The sequence below is a fragment of the Streptomyces sp. NBC_00259 genome, assembly GCF_036181745.1.
Lineage (GTDB): Bacteria > Actinomycetota > Actinomycetes > Streptomycetales > Streptomycetaceae > Streptomyces > Streptomyces pratisoli.
The window spans coordinates 3163669-3187849 of sequence record NZ_CP108080.1; the positions used below are offsets into that span (position 1 = coordinate 3163669).

Sequence of the window (24181 nt, forward strand, 5' to 3'; positions counted from 1 at the left end):
CACCGACAGCCTCAGCCGTCGACGGGCCTGTCGCCCTTGTGCGCTGCGTAGAACTCGGCCTGGCGCGCCATGATCTCCCGCATCGACGTACCGCGCGGGACGCCGTAGACCGTCCCCGGGAAGTCCATCCCGCGCTGCTTCTCCCACAGTTCGTCGTGCCGGTCCGGCGAGAACAGCTCCGCCGGGTCGCCGGCGGCGATCCAGCCGATGGGCACGACGGTTCCCGGCTCCAGCCGCGAATTGACGTGCAGCACGCTGTTGATCCGCAGCTCGGACCCCGCCCCGGCCACGGCTCCCGGGAACATCGCCACCCCCGTCGCCACGAAGACCTCGTCCTCCACCGTCGCCCCGTTGATGTGCGCGTGCGGCCCGATGAGCACGGCGTCCCCCAGCGCCGCCGGATGCTTCGCCCGCCCCCGGACGAGCGCGTTCTCCATCACCACCACATCCGCCCCCGTCCGCACCTCGCCGTCCTCTGCGGTGAGCACGGCGCCGTGCAGGACGCGTGCGCGCTCACCGAGAACGACGGCGCCGCACAGGACGGCGGAGGGGGCGACGTACGCGGACTCGGGGACGACGGGCCGCTTGCCCCGGTGCTCGTACAACATGGCACCCACCTTCGCACCCTCCGACCGCCGGGAGACATCTCCCGGGCCCGGACCGGCGGCTCAATTCCCTCTGGCATGGTTCATGGGTGGCGTATCCCGGGTCCAGGACGAAGACAACGGATGTATGGCTGCTGCCCGAGGACACGATCCTCGTAGGGCGACACATCCGCGAACTGCTGCCCACGTCCGGGTGGCTGCGCAGGGGGGTATCCAGCGGCTGAACCTGATGACCGAACCACCCAACTTCCCGGTGAACCCCTAGAACAAGGTGTCGCCGAGGGCCTCGACCGATTCGTCAACTGCCTCGTCGGGCTGCTTCTCCTCGGACGGAAGAGCGCTGCGCTCACGGCCCGAGCGAATGCTCACACACTCCACATCCACTTCGGGTTCCCCTGGAGCCGTCGTGTACAACTCGACACCGAGCCCCACCATCACGGCGCCGGAGTCGTCCAACGCGACCTCGACTCCCTGTGCACGCAGATCGGAGACAACGTCACCGAATGGGCGGCCGGCCAGGACGACACCGGAGTACGTGACCCCTGCTCTCGCGGTGGCCTCGATGAACTCGAGAGCGTCCGACCGGTCGAAATCAAGAAGCAATCCTGCCTCGAGGTAGTGATCGGTCTCCGGCGCACCAGGCGTTCGGAGAGATGAGCGGCACTCTCCCAGCCGCTCCCTCAGAGCGCTCCTGGACTCCCCGAACCCGACTGAGCCAGCCCACGCCAAGGGACGATTCCAGTCATCCGTCCTCCATCCCCGCCTTGCGACACCGGGCGAGGCCGTCGCCGCCTCGGACAGAGCCATTCCTGGCTCACCCCTCTTGGCGTACTCACAGTTCTCCTCTAGGACGTACATCCCAGCGAAGCCATGATCCAGTCCTCGGACAACGGGGCTTCCTGACGCACCCCGTTCACGACCCAGGAGCCATCCCATTCGACTTTCCAGACCTCCCCATGGAGGTTCTCGAATTCCACGAAACTCCCCGGGGCGCCGTCCAGGAGGTCGAGCTCCCGGAGCAGGACGTCGTGGGTCGTGAACCCTCGGTCCGGACCGATGCTGTCCCCAGCCGTCTTGGTGTTCTCGTACCGCATACGGAGATAGGGGACCGGCGGCCGGGACATGGTCGCCGGGCGCAGCATGTGCCGGAAGCGGTATTCCGCCTCGTCGAGCGTCTCGGTGCCGGAGAACTCGCATCGATAGGCGGGGAACACGGCGGTGACCACGTCGTTCAGGGCCTCGTTCCGCCCGATGTGGTAGCGGTGGACAGCGGGCGGGACGGCGGCCACGGAGTCGAACCCGTAGGACCCGTAGGTGAATCCGGGAAGCACCGTGAACGGCTCTGACTCCCGCCCCTCTCCGATGCGGTGCTCCCGTGAGAACTCGAGCACCGCCCTGACCAGACCCTCGTCGAAGTTGTCGCGGGTGTTCACCTGGTAGGCCCGGCTTCCCTCGGCGTCCACCGCCAGCGAGAAGACGAAGACCGGGATGGGTGACCATCGCCAGGCCTTGGGAAGACCAGGAAACTCATCGACGCCCTGATAGTCCGTCACGGCCCGTGCGATGTCCACCGCTACCATCTGGCTCTCCTATTCCCCTGCCTCTGACCAATTGGGGGCCTTTGTCCGCGCGGGACGCCGTAGGCCTTCCCTGGAAAGCCAGTCACAACGAAGGCTGTTCACTGCACGTTCAAGCGATGCGCGTGCGTGGGGTCGGCGGTACAGATGAAAACATGCAGAACACCGCCCCGCCCGACCGTGACCCTTGTGGGGATGTTGGCACCTGACACGTCCGACGTCGGCACATCCTCCAGAGGAATCCACGAGCGAGTTCCGTTGTCCCACTCCCTACTGTCGACGGAAAGCAGAAGTTCCATTCTCTCCCCGCACTCGCAGGTCATCTCGACCGGCCCGGTGGACGGCCAGCCCGGAAAGCCGCCGACCTTCCACCCAGGAGCAATGGAGAGGTCGGACTGATAAAGGATCGAGTCCTCGTCCTGCTCGTCCTCGTCGCCCTCCCACTCGTAGATACGCTCCTGCAGCTCCTCGGGGAGCACCTCAGGAAACACGTGCTCCACCACCCGTTCGGGGTGCAGGACACAGGGCTCGGCCACGAAAGCGTCACTTCCCACCAGCAACGGCTCGGGCCGGTCGGCGAGTACGTCGGTCACTTCCGACGAGCGGCGCCAGCGCAGGTGCAGAGACAGCTCGTACCCACCGCCGTGCGCATCGAACGGGCACCAGAGGACTTGAAGCAGGTCACAGCCCTCCGGACCTGAGACGAGGCCGGGTACATCCCTACGATGAAGCTGCGCCAGCGGCAACAACGGGACCGGCTCGGTGTCCTTGAGGGAGGGTTCGCTGTGCGCTCCCTCCAGAGACGCCAGCAGTTGTCGTTCCTCTTCGTTCGGACCGGAGGGTGAACGCCGCCAAGCCTCGTCAAGAATCCGTCGGCGCAACCGCACATCGTCCAGCCTCTCGGCCCCCCGCGCGTGCGGCTCCGTACAGACGGGCCACGGTTCATCGGCCGGCCAAAGCAGTGGGCCACCCACCGAGCTCTCGGTCTCCCCTGGAGTCCCGGGGCGGGGATGAAGCCGAGTGGCCGTTCCTCGGTAGGCACTCAGATCCGGGAAGATCGCCTCGATGTCGACGGGCCGGGGCGGGGTCGTGCGCGGCATTTCGCCTCCTTTACATCTCGATCAAAAGACTAACGCCGTCGGCCCCGGCCCCGAAGACGGGGCCGGGGCCGACGGATCACTCATCAGGGAACTGCGGTGCGCACCCCCGAGGCGGGATTATCCACGCTCCCGCTCAGGCTGAATCCCCTATTGCCGACAGCCGAGATGTTCAGTCGGACGGGTATGGGATTCGTTCCATGATACTCAGGTTTCACTGAGTACTGGACGGTTTCTCCGGCATCGACTGCCTTATACACCTTCGACTCGAATTCGGCATACTGCTTCAGATTGCTCGGGTTCTGCGTCAAGGTGACGAGGTTCCACTTCGACAGCCGGCCCTTGCCGGGACCACCGAGTGTTCTCGCGAGGAGATGCCCCCGCGCCTCGTTGAACAGGTCGCCGTTTCCTCGCCAGCCCGGAGTCCAGCGGCTTCCGGCTTCGGTTCCCGTGTCCAGCTTGCTCTTTGTGATCTGCGCATCGATGCCCTGCGGGCGTCCGAGATCGTCCAGACCGTGATAGCGAACACTATTGTCCCCGCTGTACTGGTCCGGAGTCCGCTTGCTCTTGCGGGCGGCGCAGTTGTGGACCAGCAGAGCCGCGTCCCCGGCTTCCACGAAATAGGTGTGGAGGCCATCGACCGTGAGGTCGAACGTGATCTTACTGTCGGAGTACATGCGGGTGTTCACGACCTTGGCGGCAGAGCCGTCCGCGGTCTGGAACTGATCACCCGTCCGGAGGTCCTGAGCCCGCGTCCACGTCTTGTTCGTGGCGTTGTAGATCTGGTGAAGTGCCGTGGTCTCCAGGGCCCTGTGGCCGTCCTTGGTGCCAACGGTCACCCGAACGTAGTCCCGGTCGTGCGTGGTGACATGGACCTTGGTGACCTTGTGGACCTCCTTACCCTTCTTGCCGGGCTCTGCGGTCAGGACATGGTCACCGACCTTGACCTCCGAAATGGGCTTGGCGGAACCGTTGGCCAGGACGACCGGAGTGGCACTGGCGAAGCTGTGGCAACCGGCCTTGCCGGACGCCGCGCCGAAGACACCGCCCATGACCGCGCCGATGGCCGTGGCCTTGGCAGCGCCGCTGACGCTGCAGCCCTCCTCGCTACGCGCACAGTTGGTGCCGTACTCGACGACACCGGTCACCGCACCTTCCGTGGCTCCGTTCGCAGCTCCGGCCGCGCCACCGCGCACGGCGCTGCTGGAGACACCTCTGAGCAGACTCCCCACCGCGGATCCAGCCGCACCACCGGCCGCTCCTCCCAGAAGGCCGGTAACGCCACCGATGGCAGCCGCGCCGAGGAAACCGCCGACCGACTTGGGGCCGTCGCTCATCAGGTAACCCACGCCATTTGCCGCAGCACCTGCCAAAGCCGCGCAACCGAGTGCGCCGGCACCGGCTGTGATGGCTGTGCAGCCGGCGAAGACGGCGATGCCGACGGCGACCGACGCGATGGTCGAGGCGTGTTGCTTGACGAAGTTGGCTGTGGCCTTGGCTGCCTTCTTGACGGCTCTGCCGACCTTCTTGGCAGCCTTCACCACCTTCTTCGCCACGTGTTTGACGGCCTTGGCCACCTTCCGCACGGTCTTCTTGACGTGCTTGACGACCTTGTGGACGTAGCGTTTGACCCGCTTGTAGGTGCGTTTGACGTATCTCTTGACCTTGCGGACGCTGTCCCGCACGTACCGCACGGCCTTGCGGACCGCCCGGTGGGCCTTCCGGACCGCCTTCTTGACCGCCTTCTTGATCTTCTTGGCAGCCTTCCTGACGACCTTGGATACCTTCTTGACGGCCGCCTTGGTCTTCTTCCAGGCCGACTTGACTGCCTTCTTGACCTTCTTCTTGACCTTCTTGATCGCCTTGTCGATGAAGCTCGGCCAGTGACCGGTCGGGTCGGTCGCCGTCATCGGGTTGTCGTCCGCGTACGCGTAACGGTTCGCGGTGACCGATGTGGGCAGCGGGTCGAGACCCACCGTGTCGCGGCTGTTGAACTGGCCGGTCTGTGGCGAATACCAGCGTGCGGCCATGTTGACTTTGGCGGTCTCGGGATCGGTCCAGCCGGACTGGTAGCCCAGATTGCCCAGCATGCCCGTCGTCTCGAGGACCTTGCCGAACGGCGAGTAGGTCGTCGAGCCCGTCAGCGCCTCGGCGCTGTCCGTGAACTGACCGATCACGTCGTCGTGCAGGTCGGTGAGGACCAACGCCGACGACGCGGCCGTCTTCAGGCCGAGCAGCGAACCGTCCGCGTTGCGGCTGTAGGAGGTCACTCCGTCCGACGCCACATCGTTTCCGGCACCGCTGTACTGGAACGAGAAGAGAGCTGAGCCGGTCTCGTCCTTTGCGTTCAGCACGCGATCCAGACCGTCGTACGTGTACGTCCGGTCTCCTTCGCTGATGACACGGTTGAAGGCGTCGGCCTTCACCGAGGTCTGCTTCCCGTCCTCGGACGTCACCGAGCTCATCGTGCCGCGCGCGGTATAGGTGTACGTGCTGGATCCATCCGACGTGAGCCGGTTGCGGGCGTCGTACGTGTACGTGTCGCCCCCGACACGCGTCCGGTTGCCGGACCCGTCGTAGCCGTACTGCTCCGTCGTGGTCCCGTTGCTCCAGGACGACAGACGGTTCGCCCAGTCGTAGGTGTACGTGTTCGCGGCCGCGCCCGCGACACCGGTCGTCGTCTTCGACGTCTCGTTGCCGTTCTCGTCCCATCCGTAGGCGACGGAGGACAGCACCCTGCCGGTGAGCGAGGTCAGCTTGTCGCTGGTGACCCGCTCCAGCGCGTCGTACGAGAACGACCGCTTGGACTTGCCCGAGCCGTAGTCGACCGATGTCACATTGTTGTCGCGGTCGTAGCCGTAGGTCATCGTGGAGCCGGTGGCACCGTCATCGACCGTCTTCAAGCGGCCGGCGCTGTCGTACGCATAGCTCGCCGTGCCGGCGGCGTCGGTCCGCGAGGTCATCCCCCCGTCGCCGTTGTAGGCGAAGGAGGAAGCGCCCGAGGGGCCGAACGTCGACAGCAACAGACCACGGTCGTCGTAGGTGAAGGTGCTCTTCTCGTCGCCCGCACCTGCCACTGCTGTGATCCGGTCGTCGGAGTCGTACTCGTAGATGTGGTCGACCGTGGCGGCCTCCGCACCCGCACCGCTCTGCCGGATCAACCGCCCCTTGACGTCGTACTCCTGGGTAATGACGACGCCACCCGGGGAACGCTGTTCCTTGGGCTGCCCGTTGGCGTCGTACACCGTGGTGAAGGTGCGGTCCGCGGGGTCGGGATGAGCCGGTGTCGACGGCTCCGTCAGCGACTCGGGCAGCCCCCAGGTGTTGTAGGTGGTGATGAACGGATTCCCGCGTCCGTCGGTGAAGCGCGTTCGGTTGCCCGCCGCGTCGTAGCCGAAGGTCGTCGTGATCGACTCAGTCGCCGAGACGGGTTGCACCGCCTTGGTGACGAGTCCCGTGGCATCCGCCGTAAAGCTGGTGGTGTGTCCGCGATAGTCGGTCACCGTCAGCGGGTTGCCCGCACGGTCGTAAGTGGAGCTCATGGTCCGCAGCACCGCGCCGGTCGCGTCCAGATCGCTGGTGGAGACCAGCTGGCCGTAGCCGTCGTAGGTATTCCTGGTGCTGGTGCCGTCCGCATCCGTCGCAGTGAGGAGCTCACCGTCCATTTCGTAGGTGAACCGGCTGATGTTCCCGGCGGAGTCGGTAACCTCCGTGGTCTCGCCGAGGCCGTTGTACTTGTACGACTCCGTGACACCCATCGGGCTCACAGTCCGGGACAGCTCACCGCCCGGAGCGTTGTACTCGTTGGTCGCCGTGAACGCCCGCTGCGTCGGCTGGCGCACGATCTCCGTGCTGGTGACCGGACGTTCGAGGTAGTCCCAGGTGGACTCCTCGCGGGCACCGTTCGGCCGGGTCGCGGACAGCTGGTCGCCGTTCGTGTCGTACGTGTACTTCGTCGTACCGCCCCCCGGCTCGGTGACCGAAGCCAGATCGCCGAGCTGCGTGTACGTGTAGGTGGTGCGGTTGCCCAGCGGGTCGACCTCCGCCGTGACCTGGCCGAGCTTGTTGTACTCGTTCCAGGCTGTCGACCTGAGCGGCGTGGAGGTGCCGGGGGCCGTGTAGTCGGGCAGCGTCGTCGATGACTCTTGGCCCTCGGCGTCGTACGCCGTCACGGTGACGTTGCCGAGGGGGTCGGACGTCTCGGTCACCTCACCGAAGGTGTTGTAGCCCGTCATCGACACGGGGCGGACGGAAACCGGCGCCCCGCCGTTCTGCTCCGCATTGATGGCCGGATCGGTGATCGTGGTCTGCTGAGCGGATTCGTCGTACCCGTAGTCGGTGGCATTGCCGTTCTCATCCGTCACCGACAGCGGCAGACCCCGCTGGTCCAGCTTCCACGTCGTCGTCCGCACCGAACTGCCCGCCGCCGGCAGCGTCCCCCCGTTCACCGCGGACACCTGGGACGCGCTCAGCGCCTCCCCGTAGACCTGCACGTCCGCGATGCCGCCCGGCCAGAAGCCGTCGTACGCGCCCGCGTACTTGACCCGGCCGATCTGCAGCCGGCCGTTGGCCGACCAGACCGACGTACGGTCGTCGGTGCCCTGCAGGGCGCCGTTGACGTACAGCGAGATCTTGCCGGTCGACTGGTCGTAGACGGACGTCAGCTGGGTCCACTGGCCGGTCACCGGGGCAGCGGTGGAGTACACCAGCTGGTCCCCGAGCGCGCCCGAGGCGTCGTCCTTGGTCGGGAAGCGGACGGCCCACTTGTTCGTCGACTGGACGTAGCCCAGGTAGAAGCCCGAGTGGTAGGTGCCGTCCTGGCCGACCGCGGTGTAGTTCGACGCGGTCGAGTTCAGCTTGACCCATGCCGAGACGGTGAAGCTGCCGCTGGTGTCGACCGCGGAGGCTTCCGTCTGGCCGTAGGCGTTGGCCGTCCCGTTGAAGACCGCCGAGCCGCCCTTCTCGGTGGAGCGGGTGACCGCGCTGCCGAGCGTGATCCTGCGGTTGCCGCCGGAGGAGTCGTTGGCCGTCAGGCCGCTGGTCTCGTCGAGCTTCCAGCGCGCCACCGGAGCGGTGGTGCCGTCGTGCACCGTCTGGCCCGTGACGTTGCCGAGGTTGTCGTACGTCGTGTCCGACGTACTGACTTCACCGGTCGCCGGGTCGGTCTCCGTCTCCGAAATGGCGTTGTCGTCCGGGTCGTAGGAGACCTTCGTGGTGCGGTTCACACCGGTCGGGTCCAGCACGGACGACGTGACACGGTCGGACGCGTCCACCGCGAAGGTGCTGGTGGTCTGGCCGTCGTTGGTCACCTGCTTGATCAGGTTCCCGGCCATGTCGTACTCGTTGGACTGCTCGGTGAACTGCTTGCCGTTCGCCGGGTCCTTGCGCACCACGCTCGCCGACAGACCGTCGTCGGTGTACGTGTACGCCGTCACCCAGCCCATCGCGTCGGTGATCGACGCGAGCCGGCCGGCCGGGTCGTACGCCCGGGACTCCTGGACCAGCGTGGTCGGAGCCGACGGATTGTGCGGGTCGCCGGTGTAGTCGAGCAGGTTGGTGGTGAGCGGACGGCCTTCGGCGTCGAAGGTGTAGGTGTTGGCGTTCCCCGCGGGGTCGGTCTCCTTGACCTTGTTGCCGTAGACGTCGTACTCGAACGACGTGGTGTCGCCGCCCGGGTCCGTCCGTGTCGCCACACGGTTGTACGCGTCGTACGTCATCGACGTCACGCGTGAGGCGTCACCGCCGGTGAGGTCGGCGACGGTCTGCGAGGTGACGTTGCCGTCCGCGTCGAAGACCGTGGTCGACTTGGCCCGGTGCACCGCACCCGTCACGCGGTTGGTGACCGCGGGGCTGGTCTCGGTGGCGACCTGGTCGTTCTTGTCGTAGGTGAAGCTGGTGGTCAGCCCGCCGGGCTGGGCGTCCGATATCTCGGTCTCGGTGATCTTCCGGCCGAGTGCGTCGTACGTGTACGTCACCTTGGCGCCGTTGGCGTCGGTGATGTCGGCGAGGTCACCGTTGGCGAAGTAGACGTTCTTCGTCTTCCTGCCGCCCGGTGTGGTCACCGTGTCCACCAGGCCGGCCGGCGCCTTCGCCGTGCCGCCCTCCGCCGCCGGGGTGGCGGTGGTGGTGTACGTGGTCGAGGCCGTGCGGCCACCGGGATGACCGGCCACCGGCGGGGTGGACACCGAGAGGAGGTTGCCGCCCGCGTCGTAGCTGTAGCTGGTCAGATAGGTGTTGTCCGCCGGGCCGGAGGAACGGGCGTCCCGCTCGGTGAGGAGCAGGTCGTTCCGGGGGTCCATCGCGGGGAACGCCGTGGTCGCGTCCGGGTAGTACGTGTAGTACTCCGTGGCGCACTTGCCGGCCGCGGTGTCCTGGCAGTCGGTCTGGGAGACCGTGTTGCCGCGGATGTCGTGACCGGTGGTGCTGCGGTTGCCGTTGGCGTCGGTCACGGTGTGCATGAAGCCCGCCGTGTCGTAGCCGTACGTCGTCCGCTTGCCGTTGGTGTCGATCGCGGCCAGCAGACGGTTGCCCATCTCCGCGTCGTAGACGTACGTCAGCGTCTTGTCGGTCGGGTCGGTGAGCGTGACCGTGCGCACCGGAGCGACACCGGAGGACGCCTTGTACGCCGACCAGTGCTGCTCGACCTCGTCGGCGCTGAGCGGGTCCGAGTACACCGCGACTTCGGCGATGGAGCCGGTGAAGTAGCTGATGTCGCCCGGGGACTGGATCCACGACTTGGCGAAGCCCGCGCCGATGAAGGTGCGGCCGTTCGTCTGGTCCTTCGCCGCGCCGCTGAAGTCGGCCTGCTTCACACCGTCGACGTACAGCGTCTGGGTGCTGCCGGAGGCCGACAGCACGGCGTGGTGCCAGGCGTTGTCGGTGACGGTGCTCTTCGAGCCGAAGTCGGCGCCGCCGGAGCCCGAGACGCTCCACCAGTGTCCGCGCAGCTTGCCGTCGGCGCCCACGTACATGACGGGGTTCCAGCTGCCGCCGACCCCGGCGGGATCGGTGACGGAGCGCTGCTGGTCGGATATGAGGACACCGGGCTTGGTGGTCTTGAACCACAGCTCGACGGCCCGCTCACCCGACTTGTGCCAGGTGGAGAAGGGGACTTCGGCGTAGGACGACGTGCCGTTGAACTGCGCCGCCCGCACGTCGGTCGCCCCGAACGGCCCCTGCACGCCCTGGGTGACGGTGTTGTACGTGCCGAAGCCGGTGTGCAGCTCGTTCGCGGCCTGCGGTGCGCCGAGGGTGTCGTCGAGGCGCCAGTAGCCGGCGGGAGCGGAGCCCATCACGGCGGACCGGTAGACCTGGGAGGAGCCGGTCACGGTGGCGGGGTTGAGCTTCCAGGTGCCGCCGTCGCCGTCCGTGGCCCGGAGAACCAGGTCGTCCGTGGTGCCGTAGACGACGGACGACTGGGTCTTGCCGCCCGGTGTGGTGATCTTGTTGAGCAGTCCGGCGGACCGCTTGGCGGTCTGGTACTGCGCGGTGATCACCGAGGGGTCGAGCGGCTCGGAGTAGATGGCGACCTCGGCCATCTGGCCGGTGTAGTGACCGAGCTTGTCGTTGGCGTTCATGGCGGGCCAGCCGTCGGTGTTCACGCCGGCGCCGAGGGAGATGTAGGGCTGCTCCCAGTCGTTGACGGTGCCGGCGAGGGAGCCCTGCGAGACACCGTCGAGGTACAGGGTCTGGCTGTTGGCCACACCGGTGAGCACCGCGTTGTGCCACTGGCCGTCGGTGACGCTCGCGGACGACGTGATCGTCGTCATGCAGCCCGGCGACATGGCCAGGCAGCCGCGCAGCTTGCCGTCCGTGCCGACGTACACCGCCGGAGTGTTCTTCGTGGTGTTGGCGACCGGGTCGGTGTCGCTCAGCGGCTTGTCGCCGTAGTAGAAGAGGACGCCTCCGGCCGTGGTCGTCTTGAACCACAGCGACACCGTCATGTACGAGGGCGTGGCACCGGGGGCGCTCGGCATCTCGACGTACGAGGTGGTGCCGTTGAAGGTGGCCGTCTTCTGCGTGGAGCCGGCGAGGACGGACGAGCTGCCCAGGGTCACGTTGCGGTACGTGCCGTTGTACCGGCCCTGGTTGGTGTCGACCGTGTCCTTGGCGACCGTGCCGGACGTCTCACCGAGCCGCCAGTACGCGAACGGGTCGGCGTCCAGCACCGTGGTGCGGTAGTGGTTGCCGGTGGCGTACGTGTACGTCGTGCACTTGGTCCAGTCGGCCGGCGGGCACACCTTGGTCAGCTGGTCGCCGGTGTAGGTGTACTGCCAGGTCTGGGCGGTGTTGAAGTCGCCCGGAGTGGACGGGTCGGTGGCGACCGTCGCGACGTGCGCGGGGGTGGCCGTGTTCCAGGCGAGCGTCAGGGACCGCTTGGACGTCTCGTTGGTGATCTTCGTCAGCTGCTCGGAGGCGTTGTAGGTGAACGTCTCCGTCCGGCCGGCGTAGTCCTTGATGGTCGAGATCGCGTACGTGCCGGCCTTCGCGGTCGCCTGCTTGAAGGCGTACTCCGTGAAGTCCTTGTCCGTCAGCGCGTAGCCGCCGCCGGTCACGGCCGCCAGCCGGGCGTAGCGGCCCAGCGGGGGTACGAAGGTGCCGTCGCTGTTGCGGCCGAAGGCGACCTGCTCACCGCCCGGGTAGGTGATCACCACACTGGCGATCGCACCCGCGCCGTCCTTGACCTCGGCCGCCTTCATGTCGAGGACCGTCGACCAGCCGGCGCCGAAGGCGTTGTCGATGCGCGGGTCGAGGCTGTTGTAGGAGCGGTCGATCTCCAGCGAGGGGCCGACCACCTCGACGTCGGCGTCGGTGTCCTCGGTGGTGTAGTTGCCGTCACTGGGGTCGAACTCGTGGCCGTCGGTGTTCTGGGCCAGGCCCGAGGTGACCGGCGGCTGCGGCACGGCGGTGGTGAAGCGGCTGGAGTACGTCACCTCCTCGTAGCCGTCGCTGACGCCCACGTACCAGAGGTAGTTCTTGCTCCACTTGAGCTTGCCCGCGGGGATCTTCCAGTTGCCCTTGGTGATGGCCCCGGAGGTGGCGACGGGTGTGGTGCTCTCGCTGTCCGCGTCGTAGACCTCGTAGGTGTACGTCAGTGACGCCTGGGGCCACTTGTCGGCGTCCTTGGCGTAGACGAGCAGTTCGGGCTGGAGGGTGTTGGCCTGGAAGTTCTCCGGCGGGTACTGGGCGGTGACCTGCGGCTTGGCGTTGGGCGCGTACGTCAGGTCCAGGGACGGACGCCAGCCGGCGGTGGCCGAGTTGTCGGAGTGGAACTTCTTCCAGTGCAGCCCGTCCGCGGTGGACGCGGTGATCGCGAGACCGTGGTTGGCGCCACCGGTGGCGACCTGGGTGAACCAGCTCGTGTTGAGGGTCACCGGCATCTTCACACCGACGTCGGTGCCGCCGTCGCTGTTGGAGCAGGAGGCACCGGGCGCGGGCGTGGCCGAGCCGATGGACGCTCCGTAGGCGGGACCGGGGTAGGCGGTCACTCCGGACGGGGTCCAGGACTGGGTCACGGGGTGGACCGAGAAGTCCTGCGCGGTGCAGGTCGCGGACCAGAGCGCCCAGACGTTGAGGGTGGCCGCGGACACCTTCTGCCCGGCGAGCGTGGTGCCGAGCGAGGGGAACTGCAGGAACGAGTTGGCCTTGTTGGTGCCCGAGTCGTACGAACCGATCTTGATCTGGTTCTCGGTGGAGTGGTCACCCCCGATCGTGTTCTGCGTGTACGTCGAGTTGCTCGCCACGATCGTCGGGTCGACGGTGACCGGGTAGACCCGCTCGGGGGCGTCCAGCCACTCCCGGTCGGCGGTCAGCCGCAGCGCCGGCCCGCCGTCCACGTCGATGAGTTCGTAGTCGACGGCCCGTGACTGCGCGGCGTCGCCGGAGCGCGGGTCGATCCTGGAGTCCTCCATGAAGGCATGGGGGATGGTGGCGGTCACCTTGCCGTCGGCGTCGGTGAACTCCACGTCGCCGTCGGCCGAGACGCGGGGCGTGAGGCCCTTGACGTCGAGCGGGAAGACCCAGGAGTCGGCGGCGTCCTTGCTGTGCAGGACGAGGTTCTCCTTGAGGCCCTCGGCGAGCGGCACGAGCTGTACGTCGGTGCCGGGCAGCACACCGGAGTAGGTCACGGTGCCGTTGGCCGCCACGGTGGGCTCGGCCTTCACGGAGCCGCGCAGCGCGTACGCGAGGCTGCGGCCGTCACCGAAGTCGACGGACGCGAGCTGCTGGTCGGCGGCGTCGGGAGCGAACTCGACGTCGAGCGAGTTGGCCCGCTGCTGGAGCCTGCCGTCCGTGTCCGTGGTCAGGGCGGTGTCGATCGGCTTCCATGTGCCGTCGGCGGCTTTGAAGTTGGTGCGGCCGGAGTGGTGCCGGACGGTCGTGGACCCGTCGGCGTTGACGTAGTAGTCCGACGTGGCCGTGGACTTCCTGGCGTCCCGCTTGCTGGTCCCGGCGTCGAAGCTCTTCGCCGTACCGGGGGCCTTGCCGGTGGTGGCCGTGGTGGTCGGGTCCTCCGCGCGCTTGTACGCGTCGAGTTCACCCTTGCCCTTGCCGGGCTTACGGCCGGAACCGCCGTCGGCGCTGGTGGCCGCGGTGGAGGCGCGGTGGCTCTTGCCCCGCGCGGTGCCGTTCTGCTGGTCGGGCGTGTCGAGCGGGGACGTGTTGGCCCAGTCCCACAGCCCGGGGAGGGACAGTTCGGGCATGCTCAGCGCCGGCAGCGTGGCCCCGGTGGCCGCTGCGGTCTCCGTGGTGAGCATGAAGGAGAAGGAAACGAGGACGGACAGAGCCGTAGCCCTCACTCTGCGTCTGCCGGTGGGACCCGGCGGAAACAGACGAGGGCTACGTACCCAGCGAGCGCGCATGGGCCAGCCTTTACTTACACGAAGCCTACATAATCTTCGCGAGACTGCCCGAGCTCCGCACATGAGTTCCACTCAAGATCGATCTCTTTTGCCGATCTTTACCGAACGCGGGGAACTCGTTGCTTGAATGCTACGAATCGGACGCTTTGACGGCCTGTCTGATCGCCTCGGCCACGGAGGACTTGAGCCCGTCGCCCGCCTTCGCCACGGTGACGTTCGGGCTCGTGCGCGCATCCGTGTCCGACGCTCCGCCGACCACGACGAAGCGCACCTTCGGGTACTTCTTCGCGTCGGCCTCGGTGACCTCCACCTGAGGACCGCCGACCGCCAGGACGACATCGCACTGACGCTGCATCAGGCTGTTGAAGAACGGACGGACGTTGTCCGGCGACTGCGGTCCCACGACCGGGACGTAGTTGACCCGGGCCCGGGTGTCGAGGGACGCCTGCTGCATGCCCTCCCACACCGGCGCCGCGGGCGTGCCCGCCACGATGCCCTTCTCCCCCGTCAGCAGACAGGCGTCGAAGTCCTCGTACTGGCGCGCCCGCGGGTCGGGCGGCCCGGACTCCTCGCCGCCGGCGAACAGCCAGGCGCCGGCCAGTCCCAGCACGATGACGGCGGAGCTGCCCACGGCCCAGCCCGCACGGCCGCGCAGGGAGCCCGCCACGGCGGCCAGCCCGGCGCCGAGGCGCGCCCCGGCGCCCGAGCGGGAAGTCTTCGCGGTGGTACGCCAGGTACGCCGGGTCTTCACCGGGACCCACCCGCCGGCGGTCCGACCAGCAGACAGTGGAGCGCGGCACCGGCCGTCGAGAGGCCCAGCAGCACGCAGTCGGCGGCGAACTGCCAGCCGTGGGTGTCCACCGGGGTGAACGCGGCCTGCAGCAGCCAGCCGACGGTGGCGGCGGTGAAGACGGCCACGGCGGCCCAGTCGGCGCGCGTGCCGCGCCGGGCGGCGATGACGTACGAAGGAACCGCGCCCAGCATCCCGAGGCTCAGTACCGGAACGGCCGCCAGCAGGACCCTCGGGAGCAGTCCGGGCACGGCCCCCCTCGCCGGCTGAGCCGCACAGACGGCGGCGACGTCGGGCTTCACGATTCGGCTACCTCTCGGGGAATGTGTGTGCGGATGGCGCGCGCACGTACACAAGTGACGGGTGGCCGTACGGTACATCCCGCGAGGAAGCACCATCGGTCCCGGGGGCCGTCCCGGCGCCCGCGTGCGGAGCAGGCGCCGTCCGTGCGGGCGCCTCTAGTGCCACGTCAGGCAACGTTTGCCCTGTCCGCTCCCGGCACCTCGGGGCGATGTTCCCCGTCGATATGTCCGCCGTTCGGGGGCACGGCCAGCGCGGGGCAACGCGACCCCGAGCCGTCGTTCCGTCGCGAGCCAGCGGCCAACGCGCCAGGACAAATCACGTCAAGCCGTAACTCGCGTGGGCCGGTATCGCAGGGCTACCGCCCCCGACCGGAACTCATGGCAGTCCACGAGCTCGAGCTGGATGCGCTCGCGCAGACCGGCGAGCAACGTCGGCCCGTGTCCGGCAAGGACCGGCTGAACAAGGAACTCGTACTCGTCGATCAGTCCCAGATCTGCCAACGCCAGGGGGAGCGTCACGCCACCCACCCACAGGCCCTCGCCTGACTCTTGCTTGAGCCGCTGAACCGCTTGCCCCAAGTCGCCTCGCACCAGGTCGGCATTCCAATCGACCCCGCTCAGCGTGCTCGACACGACGTACTTCTTCGCCCGGTCGATGGTCTCGGCGAACGGGATCTGCCACTCATCCATCCAGTCGGGCCACGTGCCCGTGGCCGGCTTCCGCCACGCCGACTCCATCATCTCGTAGGTCACCCGGCCGAATAGCAGGGCACCGGCTCGCTCCATCTCAGCGGTCCAGTAGCGCATCGACTCCTCGTCCGGGGGGAGCCCTGCCTCGTGATGGCAGCAGCCGTCGAGCGTGACGTTGATCGAGTATCGAAGTGGTCTCATCTCGTTGCTCTCCCTTGATGCGCGCCCCGCGTTCACCGGACCGTATTCAGACGACTGCCGGCGCCATTTATCATCGATGCCGCGTCACCTACCGTCGGCTCAGGGTCAACGACCAACGTCGCAAACGTTGCCTGACGCGGCACTAGCCGTGGCCACCGCACTGCTTCAGCATCGTGCGCTTGTCCGCGTCGGTCACCGGAAGGTCGTACTTGAGGGCGACCTGGGCGAAGCGGACCGCGTACGCGCAGCGGATGCCCCGGTCCGGCGGGAGCCAGGAGGCGGGACCCGAGTCGCTCTTGGCCGAGTTGGCGCGGCCCTGGACCGGGAGCAGATTGAGGGCGTCGTTCGCGAGCTGCCTGCGCCTGCTCTCCGGCCAGCGCGAGGAACCCATCTGCCAGCTGTACGACAGGGGGATCACATGGTCGATCTGCACCTCGGCGGCCTTCTTCTTGCGCCACTCGATCGTCTTCCCGGTGTACGGGTCGTGCAGGGTCATGGCGACGACCACGCAGTCGGAACCCCTACGGAACTCGACGTCCTGTCCATGAAGTTTCAGCAAGTCGTTCCGGGTGTCACAACCGTTCCTCGCCAGCGGCACCCCATCTGCCGTGTCCATCCACGCATAGCCGAACTTGTCCCGTTCGTAGCCCGTCTTCGGCCCACGCCCCTTGACTGTGAGTTTGTCGACGAGCTTGCGCGCGTTCGCCTTGTCCGCCTCCGTCGTGAGCGCGGCGAGCCCCGGCTTCGTCCCGTCGGGATTCGTCAGCGGGCTCGCCGCGCGCCCGGCAGCGGCGTCCGGTCCGGACCCTGCGGAACTTCCGCCCGGCTCCAGGTCATCACAGCCTGCGACGAGCGCGGCGGCAACGGCGACCGAAAGGACGGCCCTCTTCCCGCGAGTAGACAGGGGTCTGTGACTCATGTGCCTCTCACTACGCACAGCCGACCACACCCTGCATACGCTGCGAGAACAGCCGCATCACAGCGCGAACCATAGAGATAATGCGGGTGTCGCATCCGTTCCTGGCCAGCGGGACCCCGTCGGCCGTGTCCATCCAGGCGTAGCCGAACTCGTCCCGGTCGTAACCCGTCCTGGGCCCCCGGCCCTTCGTCGACAGCTCTTCGACGAGCTTCCGGGCCGTGGCCCGGTCCGCGTCCTTGGTCACGGGCGCCAGGCCGGGCTTCACCCCGTCCGGGTTGTCGAGCGGGCTGACGGCGCGGCCGTCCGGCGCACCGGGCGCGCCTGCGTCGGAGCCGTCGTCCCGGCCTCCGTCGGAGCCGGGGGTGCAGCCGGCGAGGAGCGCGGCGGCGAGAGCGATGACGGTCAGGGGGCGGCACGGCGTACGTATGGAGTCGGGCACGCATGGATCCTAGAGAACCGCGCCAGGCGCCGACCCCACGTCCGGGAACGTTCACCGCCGATACATCGTCAGACCTTGCCGATGCCCAGGGTCGTCTCGCGCGGCAGAAGCCCCGAGCCGAGGACCGCGACCCAGAAGGGGCCGAGGAGTTCGGCGAGGCGGGTGGTGCCGGTGGGGCCGAGGTCCCGCCAGGGGGAGGCGGCCAGTTCGTCCGTACGGCGCTCGACCTTGGCGCGCAGGGCACGGCCCTCGTCGGTCGCCGTGCCGTCGGCGGCCAGCAGTCCACGTGCGACGAGCCGTTCACCGGCGGCCGCCCACTCCTCGGGGCTCCAGCCCCTACTGGCGAAGACCTCGCTCGGCGCCGCGCCGATCGCGGCGAACGACACGAGGGATTCGACGGGGTCGAGCCCTGCGGCGGCCAGGGCGGAGACATGCCCGTCGCCCCGGTGCTCGCGCAGAATCGTCGCGGCGTGCCACAGCACGAGGTGCGGCTCCTCGGGCCAGGGCAGGGCGGCGTTGGCCGCGGCGAGCGGGCGGCCGTCGGTGTCGGCGGCCTCCGCGGCACGGCGGGCGAGCGCGGCGGCCTCGGCCAGCTGGCCGCCGGCCACCGTCTCGCTGTCGAGGAGGGCGCGGTAGGCCCGGTCGATGCCGCGCGTCCGGGCCGTGAGCACCGCGTCCGGCGCGGCGACGTCCCAGGCGGCCGGTACGTGTTCCGCGACCATGTGCGGGGCGAAGCTGTGGAAGGCCGTGGCTACCTCAGGCGCACCGGGTGCGCCGAGCGGTGCCGCGCGCCAGGCGAAGTAGCTGGGCCAGCGCTCACCGGTGTCGTAACCGAGCGCTTCGGCCTCGCGGAAGACCTCGGGCGCGTAGTAGAGGACGGCGTGCAGCGGCTCAAGGAGGTGCCACATCTGCCGCACGCGCCCGTTCTCGTCAGCCATGACGTTCCCTCTCTCCGTAGCCGTTCCCGGCATCCATCTTGACACTGACCAGATTGCTCCCGTCCACCGAACTTGTCAATGACTAGATGCCCTGCGGCCGACTCCTCAGCCGACGCAGCCGGGGACGGACTCCGAAGGACGGCAGTTGTTCGGGGTGTTGAACACGACCTGGGTGTCGGTGAGCGTGACCGTGCCGGAGCGCTTGAAGATGCCGCCGCCGTCGATGGCGCGGGTACCGCTGACGACGGTCCGGTCCAGCGTGGTCGTACCGACCGCCTGATAGAGACCGCCGCCCAGCGCCGTACCGTCCGGCGCGCTCACGCTGTTGCGGAGGATCCGGGACCGCGTGCCCGTCAGCCTGCCGCCGTCGGGGTTGTCGAGACCGCCGCCCTGCGCGGTGCCTTCCCGGGCGCTGACGACGTTGCCGACGACGGAGCTGCGGGACAGCTCCAGCACGGCCTTCGGCCCCAGCCGGATGCCGCCGCCGCGCGCGGTGCCGCCCCGCGCCGCGACCCTGTTGCCGCTGACATGCGTGTTGCTGACGGTCATGAGGGTGTTGTTGGTGATGCCGCCGCCCTGGGCGACACCGTTCGGCGCGTCGGCGAGATTGCCCTGGACGAAGCTCCCGGTGACGGTCATCCGGCCGAGCTCCGGCGAGGCACCGTTGGTGAGCGCGGCACGGGCGAATCCGCCCGGGGCCAGCGAGCGGTTGCCCCTGACGACGGAGTTCTTGACCGTCGTCTGCGCCAGGCCCGCGAGGCCGGAACCGAACGCGAAGCTCTCGGTGTTCTCCCTCACCCACGCCATGTTGTTGATGACCTGGGCGCCCTCGACCGTCAGCGGACCGTCGTTCGCGATCCCGCCGCCCGCGGCGGCGCCACCGTTCTCGGACCCCTTATAAGCGACGGTGTTGCCGCTGACCACCGAGCTGCGCACGGTGGCGTTGCCCGGGCTGTCGATGCCGCCGCCCTGCGCGTACAGCTCCGACTCGGCCCGGTTGGCGGTCACCTTGCTGCGCGTCAGGACCATCGAGCCGAGGTTGGAGATGCCTCCGCCGCACACCATGCCGGGGACGTCGGGGTAGGCCGGGCAGTCCGTGGCGCTGCCGCCGCTGATCGTCGTCGAGTGCAGCGTCAGCATGCCCGTCGTCCCCACGAGCAGAACGCGGAACCTGGGGGCGGAGGCGACGCGGGTGATCGTCGCGCCGCGCCCGTCGATCGTCAGCTCGTCGGTGATCACCGGCAGCCCGTTGACGGGGTGGAAGGGGTTCGCGCCCGCCGTCAGCCGGTACACACAGCGGGGCGTCAGCCGGAGTGTTTCGGCGCCCGCCTTGCGGTTCGCCGCGCTGATCGCGGCGACGAGCTCCGGTACGGAACAGGGCACCTCGCCGGTGCCGGGCTTGGCCGGCGGCGCGGCGGGGGCGGCCGGGACCGCGGGGGCCACAGGAGCCGGAGGCTTGGCGGCAGGAGCGGTGGGAGCGGGCGTCTTCGGCGGAGCCGCGGGAGCCTTCGGAGCCGCGGAAGCCTTCGGAGCCGCGGAAGCCTTCGGGGCTGCGGGAGCCTTCGGAGCCGGTGAGGCAGGTGAGGCCGGTGGGACCTTCGTTGCCGGAGGGGCCGGAGGAGCCGGAGGAGCCGGCTTCTGCGCCTGCGGCGGTGGGGGCGGCGCGGCGGGAGCGGCGGGCCCCGGTGGCGCGGGCGGGGGCGTGGCACCGACGGCGGCAGCGACGGGGACCGTGACCAGAGCGCTCGCCACGAGACCGATGACGGCCGGAACGTGCTGACGAGACATCAGGGACTCCTCACTGCTGGGCAGTACGGCCGGCCACGCTGGACACAGCCCTGGCGAGCCAAGCCGAACACGTCCCGCCGCCATCGGCTCCCCGGCCTGATCCGTACGGACGAGCAACGGCCGAGCAGTGGCCCGAACGGCGCACACGAAACGAAGGCCCGGCGGCGCCCGTGCGCCCCTCCCCCACGAACCGGCGCGCGCCCCCGCGGTCCTCACCCGAGCCCTGCGCCGAGCGGCCTTCCGGGCCGCCCGGCAGCCGGCCCGCGACCCGCGGGACGTCCCGGCACGCACAAGGGCCGGCCGCCTCCCCGGTGGTCCGGGGAGGCGGCCGGCCTCGTCGCTTCGCGGGGCTACGACCCCAGGATCGACGTCAGGAACTCACCCGTCCACGCCAGCAGTTCCCGCCCCACGACCGGCTTTCCGCCGATCTTCCCCGTCGTCGGCCGCGGCACCAGGATCTGATGGACCGCCGGCTTGACGACCGTACGCGGATACAGCCGCTTCAGCCGCAGCTCCTGCGACTCACGCAGCTCCACCGGCGCGAAGCGGATGTTCGGGCCCTGGAGGACGATCTCGCCGACGCCGCACGCCCGTGCGAACATCCGCAGTCCGGCCACGAGCAGCAGGTTCTCCACCGGCTCCGGCAGCTTGCCGTAACGGTCCGTCAGCTCCTCGCGTACGGCCTTGATGTCCTCCTCCGAGTTGGCGGAGGCGATGGCCCGGTACGCCTGCAGACGCAGCCGCTCGCCCGGCGCGTAGTCGTGCGGGACGTGCGCGTCGACCGGGAGCTCGATCTTGACCTCCAGCGGCGGCTCCTCCTCGACACCGCCCTCCAGCGAGGCCCGGTAGTCGGCGACCGCCTCGCCGACCATACGGACGTACAGGTCGAAGCCGACGCCCGCGATATGACCGGACTGCTCACCGCCGAGGAGGTTGCCCGCGCCGCGGATCTCCAGGTCCTTCATCGCCACGTACATGCCCGCGCCCATCTCGGTGTGCTGGGCGATCGTCGCGAGCCGCTCGTGGGCGGTCTCCGTGAGCGGCTTCTCCGGCGGGTAGAGGAAGTAGGCGTAGCCGCGCTCCCGGCTACGGCCGACGCGGCCGCGCAGCTGGTGCAGCTGCGAGAGACCGAAGTTGTCGCCGCGCTCCACGATCAGGGTGTTCGCGTTGGAGATGTCGATGCCCGACTCGACGATCGTCGTCGAGACGAGCACGTCGAACTTCTTCTCCCAGAAGTCGACGACGACCTGCTCCAGGGCGCTCTCGCCCATCTGGCCGTGGGCGGTGGCGATACGCGCCTCCGGGACGATGTCCCGCAGCCGGGCCGCCGCCCTGTCGATCGATTCGACACGGTTGTGGATGTAGAAGACCTGGCCCTCGCGGAGCAGCTCACGGCGGATGGCGGCCCCGATCTGCCTCTCCTCGTACGGGCCGACGAACGTCAGGACCGGGTGGCGCTCCTCCGGCGGGGTGGTGATCGTCGACATCTCGCGGATGCCGGTGACCGCCATCTCCAGGGTCCGCGGGATCGGGGTCGCGGACATCGTCAGGACGTCGACGTTCGCGCGCAGCTTCTTCAGCTGCTCCTTGTGCTCGACGCCGAACCGCTGCTCCTCGTCGACGATGACGAGGCCGAGGTCCTTGAACTTGGTCTCGGAGGAGAAGAGCCGGTGCGTGCCGATGACGACGTCGACCGAGCCCTCCCGCAGCCCCTCCAGGGTCGCCTTCGCCTCCGTGTCCGACTGGAAACGGGACAGGGCCCGGGTCACGACGGGGAACTGGGAGTACCGCTCGGAGAACGTCCCGAAGTGCTGCTGCACCAGCAGCGTCGTCGGCACGAGGACGGCGACCTGCTTGCCGTCCTGCACGGCCTTGAACGCGGCCCGTACGGCGATCTCCGTCTTTCCGTAGCCGACGTCACCGCAGATCAGCCGGTCCATCGGGACCGACTTCTCCATGTCCTCCTTCACCTCGGCGATGGTGGACAGCTGGTCGGGCGTCTCCACGTACGGGAAGGCGTCCTCCAGCTCCCGCTGCCACGGGGTGTCCGGGCCGAAGGTGTGGCCGGGCGCCGCCATCCGCGCGCTGTACAGCTTGATCAGGTCGGCGGCGATCTCCTTGACGGCCTTCTTCGCGCGCGCCTTGGTCTTCGTCCAGTCCGCGCCGCCGAGCCGGTGCAGCGTCGGGGCCTCGCCGCCGACGTACTTGGTGACCTGCTCCAGCTGGTCGGTCGGGATGTAGAGCCGGTCGCCTGGCTGGCCGCGCTTGGCCGGGGCGTACTCGACGAGCAGGTACTCGCGGGTCGCGCCCTGCACGGTGCGCTGCACCATCTCGAGGTAGCGGCCGACGCCGTGCTGCTCGTGGACGATGTAGTCGCCGACCTCCAGGGTCAGCGGGTCGATCTGCTTGCGGCGGCGCGTCGGCATCCGCGTGCCGTCCCTGCCGGCGGCCTTCTGGCCGGACAGATCGGTCTCCGTCAGCACGGCGACCTTGAGGCCCGGGTCGACGAAGCCGTAGTCGATGGAGCCCGTCGCGACATGGACGACGGACGGAGAGATCGCCCTGAGGTCGGCTTCGAGGCGGGCGGCGATGCCCTCGCCGCCGAGGACCTCGACGGTACGGGCCGCGGGGCCGTGCGCCTCCGTCACGTACACCGTGCGCCAGCCGTCGGCGAGCCAGCCCTTGGTGTCGGCGAGGGCACGGGCCGTGTCGCCCCGGTAGGTCTCCGGGGCGTGCATCCCCAGCTTCAGGGTGTCCGAGTCGAGCTCTTCGTCGGCGGCGAAGGGCGACACCGACCACCACATCATCCCGAGCTCACGCGCCCGGTCGCGGACGTCGGCGATGCCCCACAGCGAGGCCGCGCCGACATCGATCGGCGCCTCGCCGCCACCGGCGGTCGCCGCCCAGGACGCCTGCAGGAACTCCTGGGAGGTCGCGACCAGATCCGCGGCCCTGGTCCGCACCCGCTCCGGGTCGCACACCACGGTCATCGAGCCCTTCGGCAGGACGTCGAGCAGCAGCTCCATGTCGTCGACGAGGACCGGAGCCAGGGACTCCATGCCTTCGACGGCGATGCCCTCCGCGATCTTGCCGAGCAGTTCGCCCAGCTCCGGGTGGGCCTCTGCGAGGGCGGCGGCCCGCTGCCGTACCTCGTCGGTCAGCAGCAGCTCACGGCACGGCGGCGCCCACAGGCCGTGCTCGGCGACCTCCAGCGAACGCTGGTCGGCGACCTTGAAGTAGCGGATCTCCTCGACGTCGTCGCCCCAGAACTCGATCCGGAGCGGATGCTCCTCGGTCGGCGGGAAGACGTCGAGGATGCCGCCGCGCACGGCGAACTCGCCGCGCTTCTCCACCAGCTCCACCCGCGAGTACGCGGCGGCCGCGAGCCCGGCCACGATCTCTTCCAGGTCGGCGGTCCGCCCGGTGCGCAGGGCCACCGGCTCCAGATCGCCGAGCCCCTTGACCTGCGGCTGCAGCACGGAACGTACGGGAGCGACGACGACGCTCACCGGCCCTGCGGCCGGGTCGTCCGTGCTGGGGTGGGCGAGCCGGCGCAGCACCGCGAGCCGCCGGCCCACGGTGTCGGAACGGGGGGAGAGCCGCTCGTGCGGCAGGGTCTCCCACGACGGGTACTCGGCGACCGTGTCCGGGTCGAGCAGCGAACGCAGCGCCGCGGCGAGGTCCTCGGCCTCCCGCCCGGTCGCCGTCACGGCCAGCACCGGCCGGCCCGCCTCGCGCGCCAGGGCGGCCACCGCGAAGGGCCGCGCGGCGGGCGGTCCGACCAGGTCGACGTGGGGCCGGTGACCGTCGCCTGCGGCCTTCACCGCTTCGACGAGGGCGGGGTCCTTGACGACGACGTCGAGCAGACCGTGCAGGCTCATGAAGGGTCCATCCCGGGGAGGTGGGCAACGCGAAAGGCCCGACGCGTCTGAGGTCCCCCTGGTCGGGGACCAGGGGCGGGCCGGGGATCTCCAGG

General features: G+C 69.0%; 12 protein-coding genes and 1 pseudogene. All 13 read right to left on the reverse strand.

The genetic code is table 11. The annotated features are described in order from the left end of the window. Positions 1-11 precede the first annotated feature (11 nt). A complete protein-coding gene (locus OG766_RS14145) occupies positions 12-608 on the reverse strand; it encodes a gamma carbonic anhydrase family protein (RefSeq protein WP_328725463.1) in 597 nt (198 codons plus the stop codon). A 258-nt stretch (positions 609-866) separates the two neighbouring features. Further along, a complete protein-coding gene (locus tag OG766_RS14150; RefSeq protein WP_328725464.1) occupies positions 867-1463 on the reverse strand; it encodes a hypothetical protein in 597 nt (198 codons plus the stop codon). Next, on the reverse strand, positions 1451-2185 hold the full coding sequence (locus OG766_RS14155) for a hypothetical protein (RefSeq protein WP_266378703.1): 735 nt from the start codon (positions 2183-2185) through the stop codon (positions 1451-1453). The genes OG766_RS14150 and OG766_RS14155 overlap by 13 nt, the downstream gene beginning before the upstream one ends. A 98-nt stretch (positions 2186-2283) precedes the next feature. Beyond that, positions 2284-3282 (reverse strand): hypothetical protein, encoded by a 999-nt coding sequence (locus tag OG766_RS14160; protein WP_266378705.1) that lies wholly within the window; start codon positions 3280-3282, stop codon positions 2284-2286. Positions 3283-3365: 83 nt separating this feature from the next. Then, complete coding sequence (locus tag OG766_RS14165; protein WP_328725465.1) at positions 3366-14033, reverse strand: LamG-like jellyroll fold domain-containing protein; 10668 nt, start codon at positions 14031-14033, stop codon at positions 3366-3368. Positions 14034-14268: 235 nt separating this feature from the next. Beyond that, positions 14269-14889 carry a BMP family ABC transporter substrate-binding protein gene (locus OG766_RS14170; protein ID WP_266378711.1) on the reverse strand — a complete coding sequence of 207 codons (621 nt, stop codon included), beginning with the start codon at positions 14887-14889 and terminating at the stop codon, positions 14269-14271. Beyond that, on the reverse strand, positions 14886-15230 hold the full coding sequence (locus OG766_RS14175; protein WP_266378714.1) for a hypothetical protein: 345 nt from the start codon (positions 15228-15230) through the stop codon (positions 14886-14888). Before OG766_RS14175 ends, OG766_RS14170 begins: the two co-directional genes overlap by 4 nt. A 321-nt stretch (positions 15231-15551) precedes the next feature. Next, on the reverse strand, positions 15552-16121 hold the full coding sequence (locus OG766_RS14180; protein WP_328725466.1) for a dihydrofolate reductase family protein: 570 nt from the start codon (positions 16119-16121) through the stop codon (positions 15552-15554). Positions 16122-16263: 142 nt separating this feature from the next. Continuing rightward, positions 16264-17040 carry an HNH endonuclease family protein gene (locus tag OG766_RS14185; RefSeq protein ID WP_328725467.1) on the reverse strand — a complete coding sequence of 259 codons (777 nt, stop codon included), beginning with the start codon at positions 17038-17040 and terminating at the stop codon, positions 16264-16266. 82 nt (positions 17041-17122) lie between these two features. Then, positions 17123-17479: pseudogene (locus OG766_RS14190) on the reverse strand (HNH endonuclease); the annotation flags it as partial. Positions 17480-17547: 68 nt separating this feature from the next. Beyond that, a complete protein-coding gene (locus tag OG766_RS14195; RefSeq protein WP_266378720.1) occupies positions 17548-18417 on the reverse strand; it encodes an SCO6745 family protein in 870 nt (289 codons plus the stop codon). A 105-nt stretch (positions 18418-18522) separates the two neighbouring features. Then, positions 18523-19860: a hypothetical protein gene (locus OG766_RS14200; RefSeq protein ID WP_266378723.1), complete on the reverse strand. Its 1338-nt coding sequence runs from the start codon at positions 19858-19860 to the stop codon at positions 18523-18525. Positions 19861-20555: 695 nt separating this feature from the next. Then, positions 20556-24086, reverse strand: a complete 3531-nt coding sequence (gene mfd, locus OG766_RS14205) for a transcription-repair coupling factor (RefSeq protein WP_328725469.1) — start codon at positions 24084-24086, stop codon at positions 20556-20558. Between the last annotated feature and the right edge of the window lie 95 nt (positions 24087-24181).

Bases quoted from the DNA above. Each gene is read 5' to 3' on its own strand.
- OG766_RS14185 (WP_328725467.1), bottom strand. From the start codon at position 17,040: ATGAGTCACAGACCCCTGTCTACTCGCGGGAAGAGGGCCGTCCTTTCG.
- OG766_RS14195 (WP_266378720.1), bottom strand. From the start codon at position 18,417: ATGGCTGACGAGAACGGGCGCGTGCGGCAGATGTGGCACCTCCTTGAG.
- mfd (WP_328725469.1), bottom strand. From the start codon at position 24,086: ATGAGCCTGCACGGTCTGCTCGACGTCGTCGTCAAGGACCCCGCCCTC.
- OG766_RS14155 (WP_266378703.1), bottom strand. From the start codon at position 2,185: ATGGTAGCGGTGGACATCGCACGGGCCGTGACGGACTATCAGGGCGTC.
- OG766_RS14160 (WP_266378705.1), bottom strand. From the start codon at position 3,282: ATGCCGCGCACGACCCCGCCCCGGCCCGTCGACATCGAGGCGATCTTC.
- OG766_RS14180 (WP_328725466.1), bottom strand. From the start codon at position 16,121: ATGAGACCACTTCGATACTCGATCAACGTCACGCTCGACGGCTGCTGC.
- OG766_RS14165 (WP_328725465.1), bottom strand. From the start codon at position 14,033: ATGCTCACCACGGAGACCGCAGCGGCCACCGGGGCCACGCTGCCGGCG.
- OG766_RS14145 (WP_328725463.1), bottom strand. From the start codon at position 608: ATGTTGTACGAGCACCGGGGCAAGCGGCCCGTCGTCCCCGAGTCCGCG.
- OG766_RS14150 (WP_328725464.1), bottom strand. From the start codon at position 1,463: ATGTACGTCCTAGAGGAGAACTGTGAGTACGCCAAGAGGGGTGAGCCA.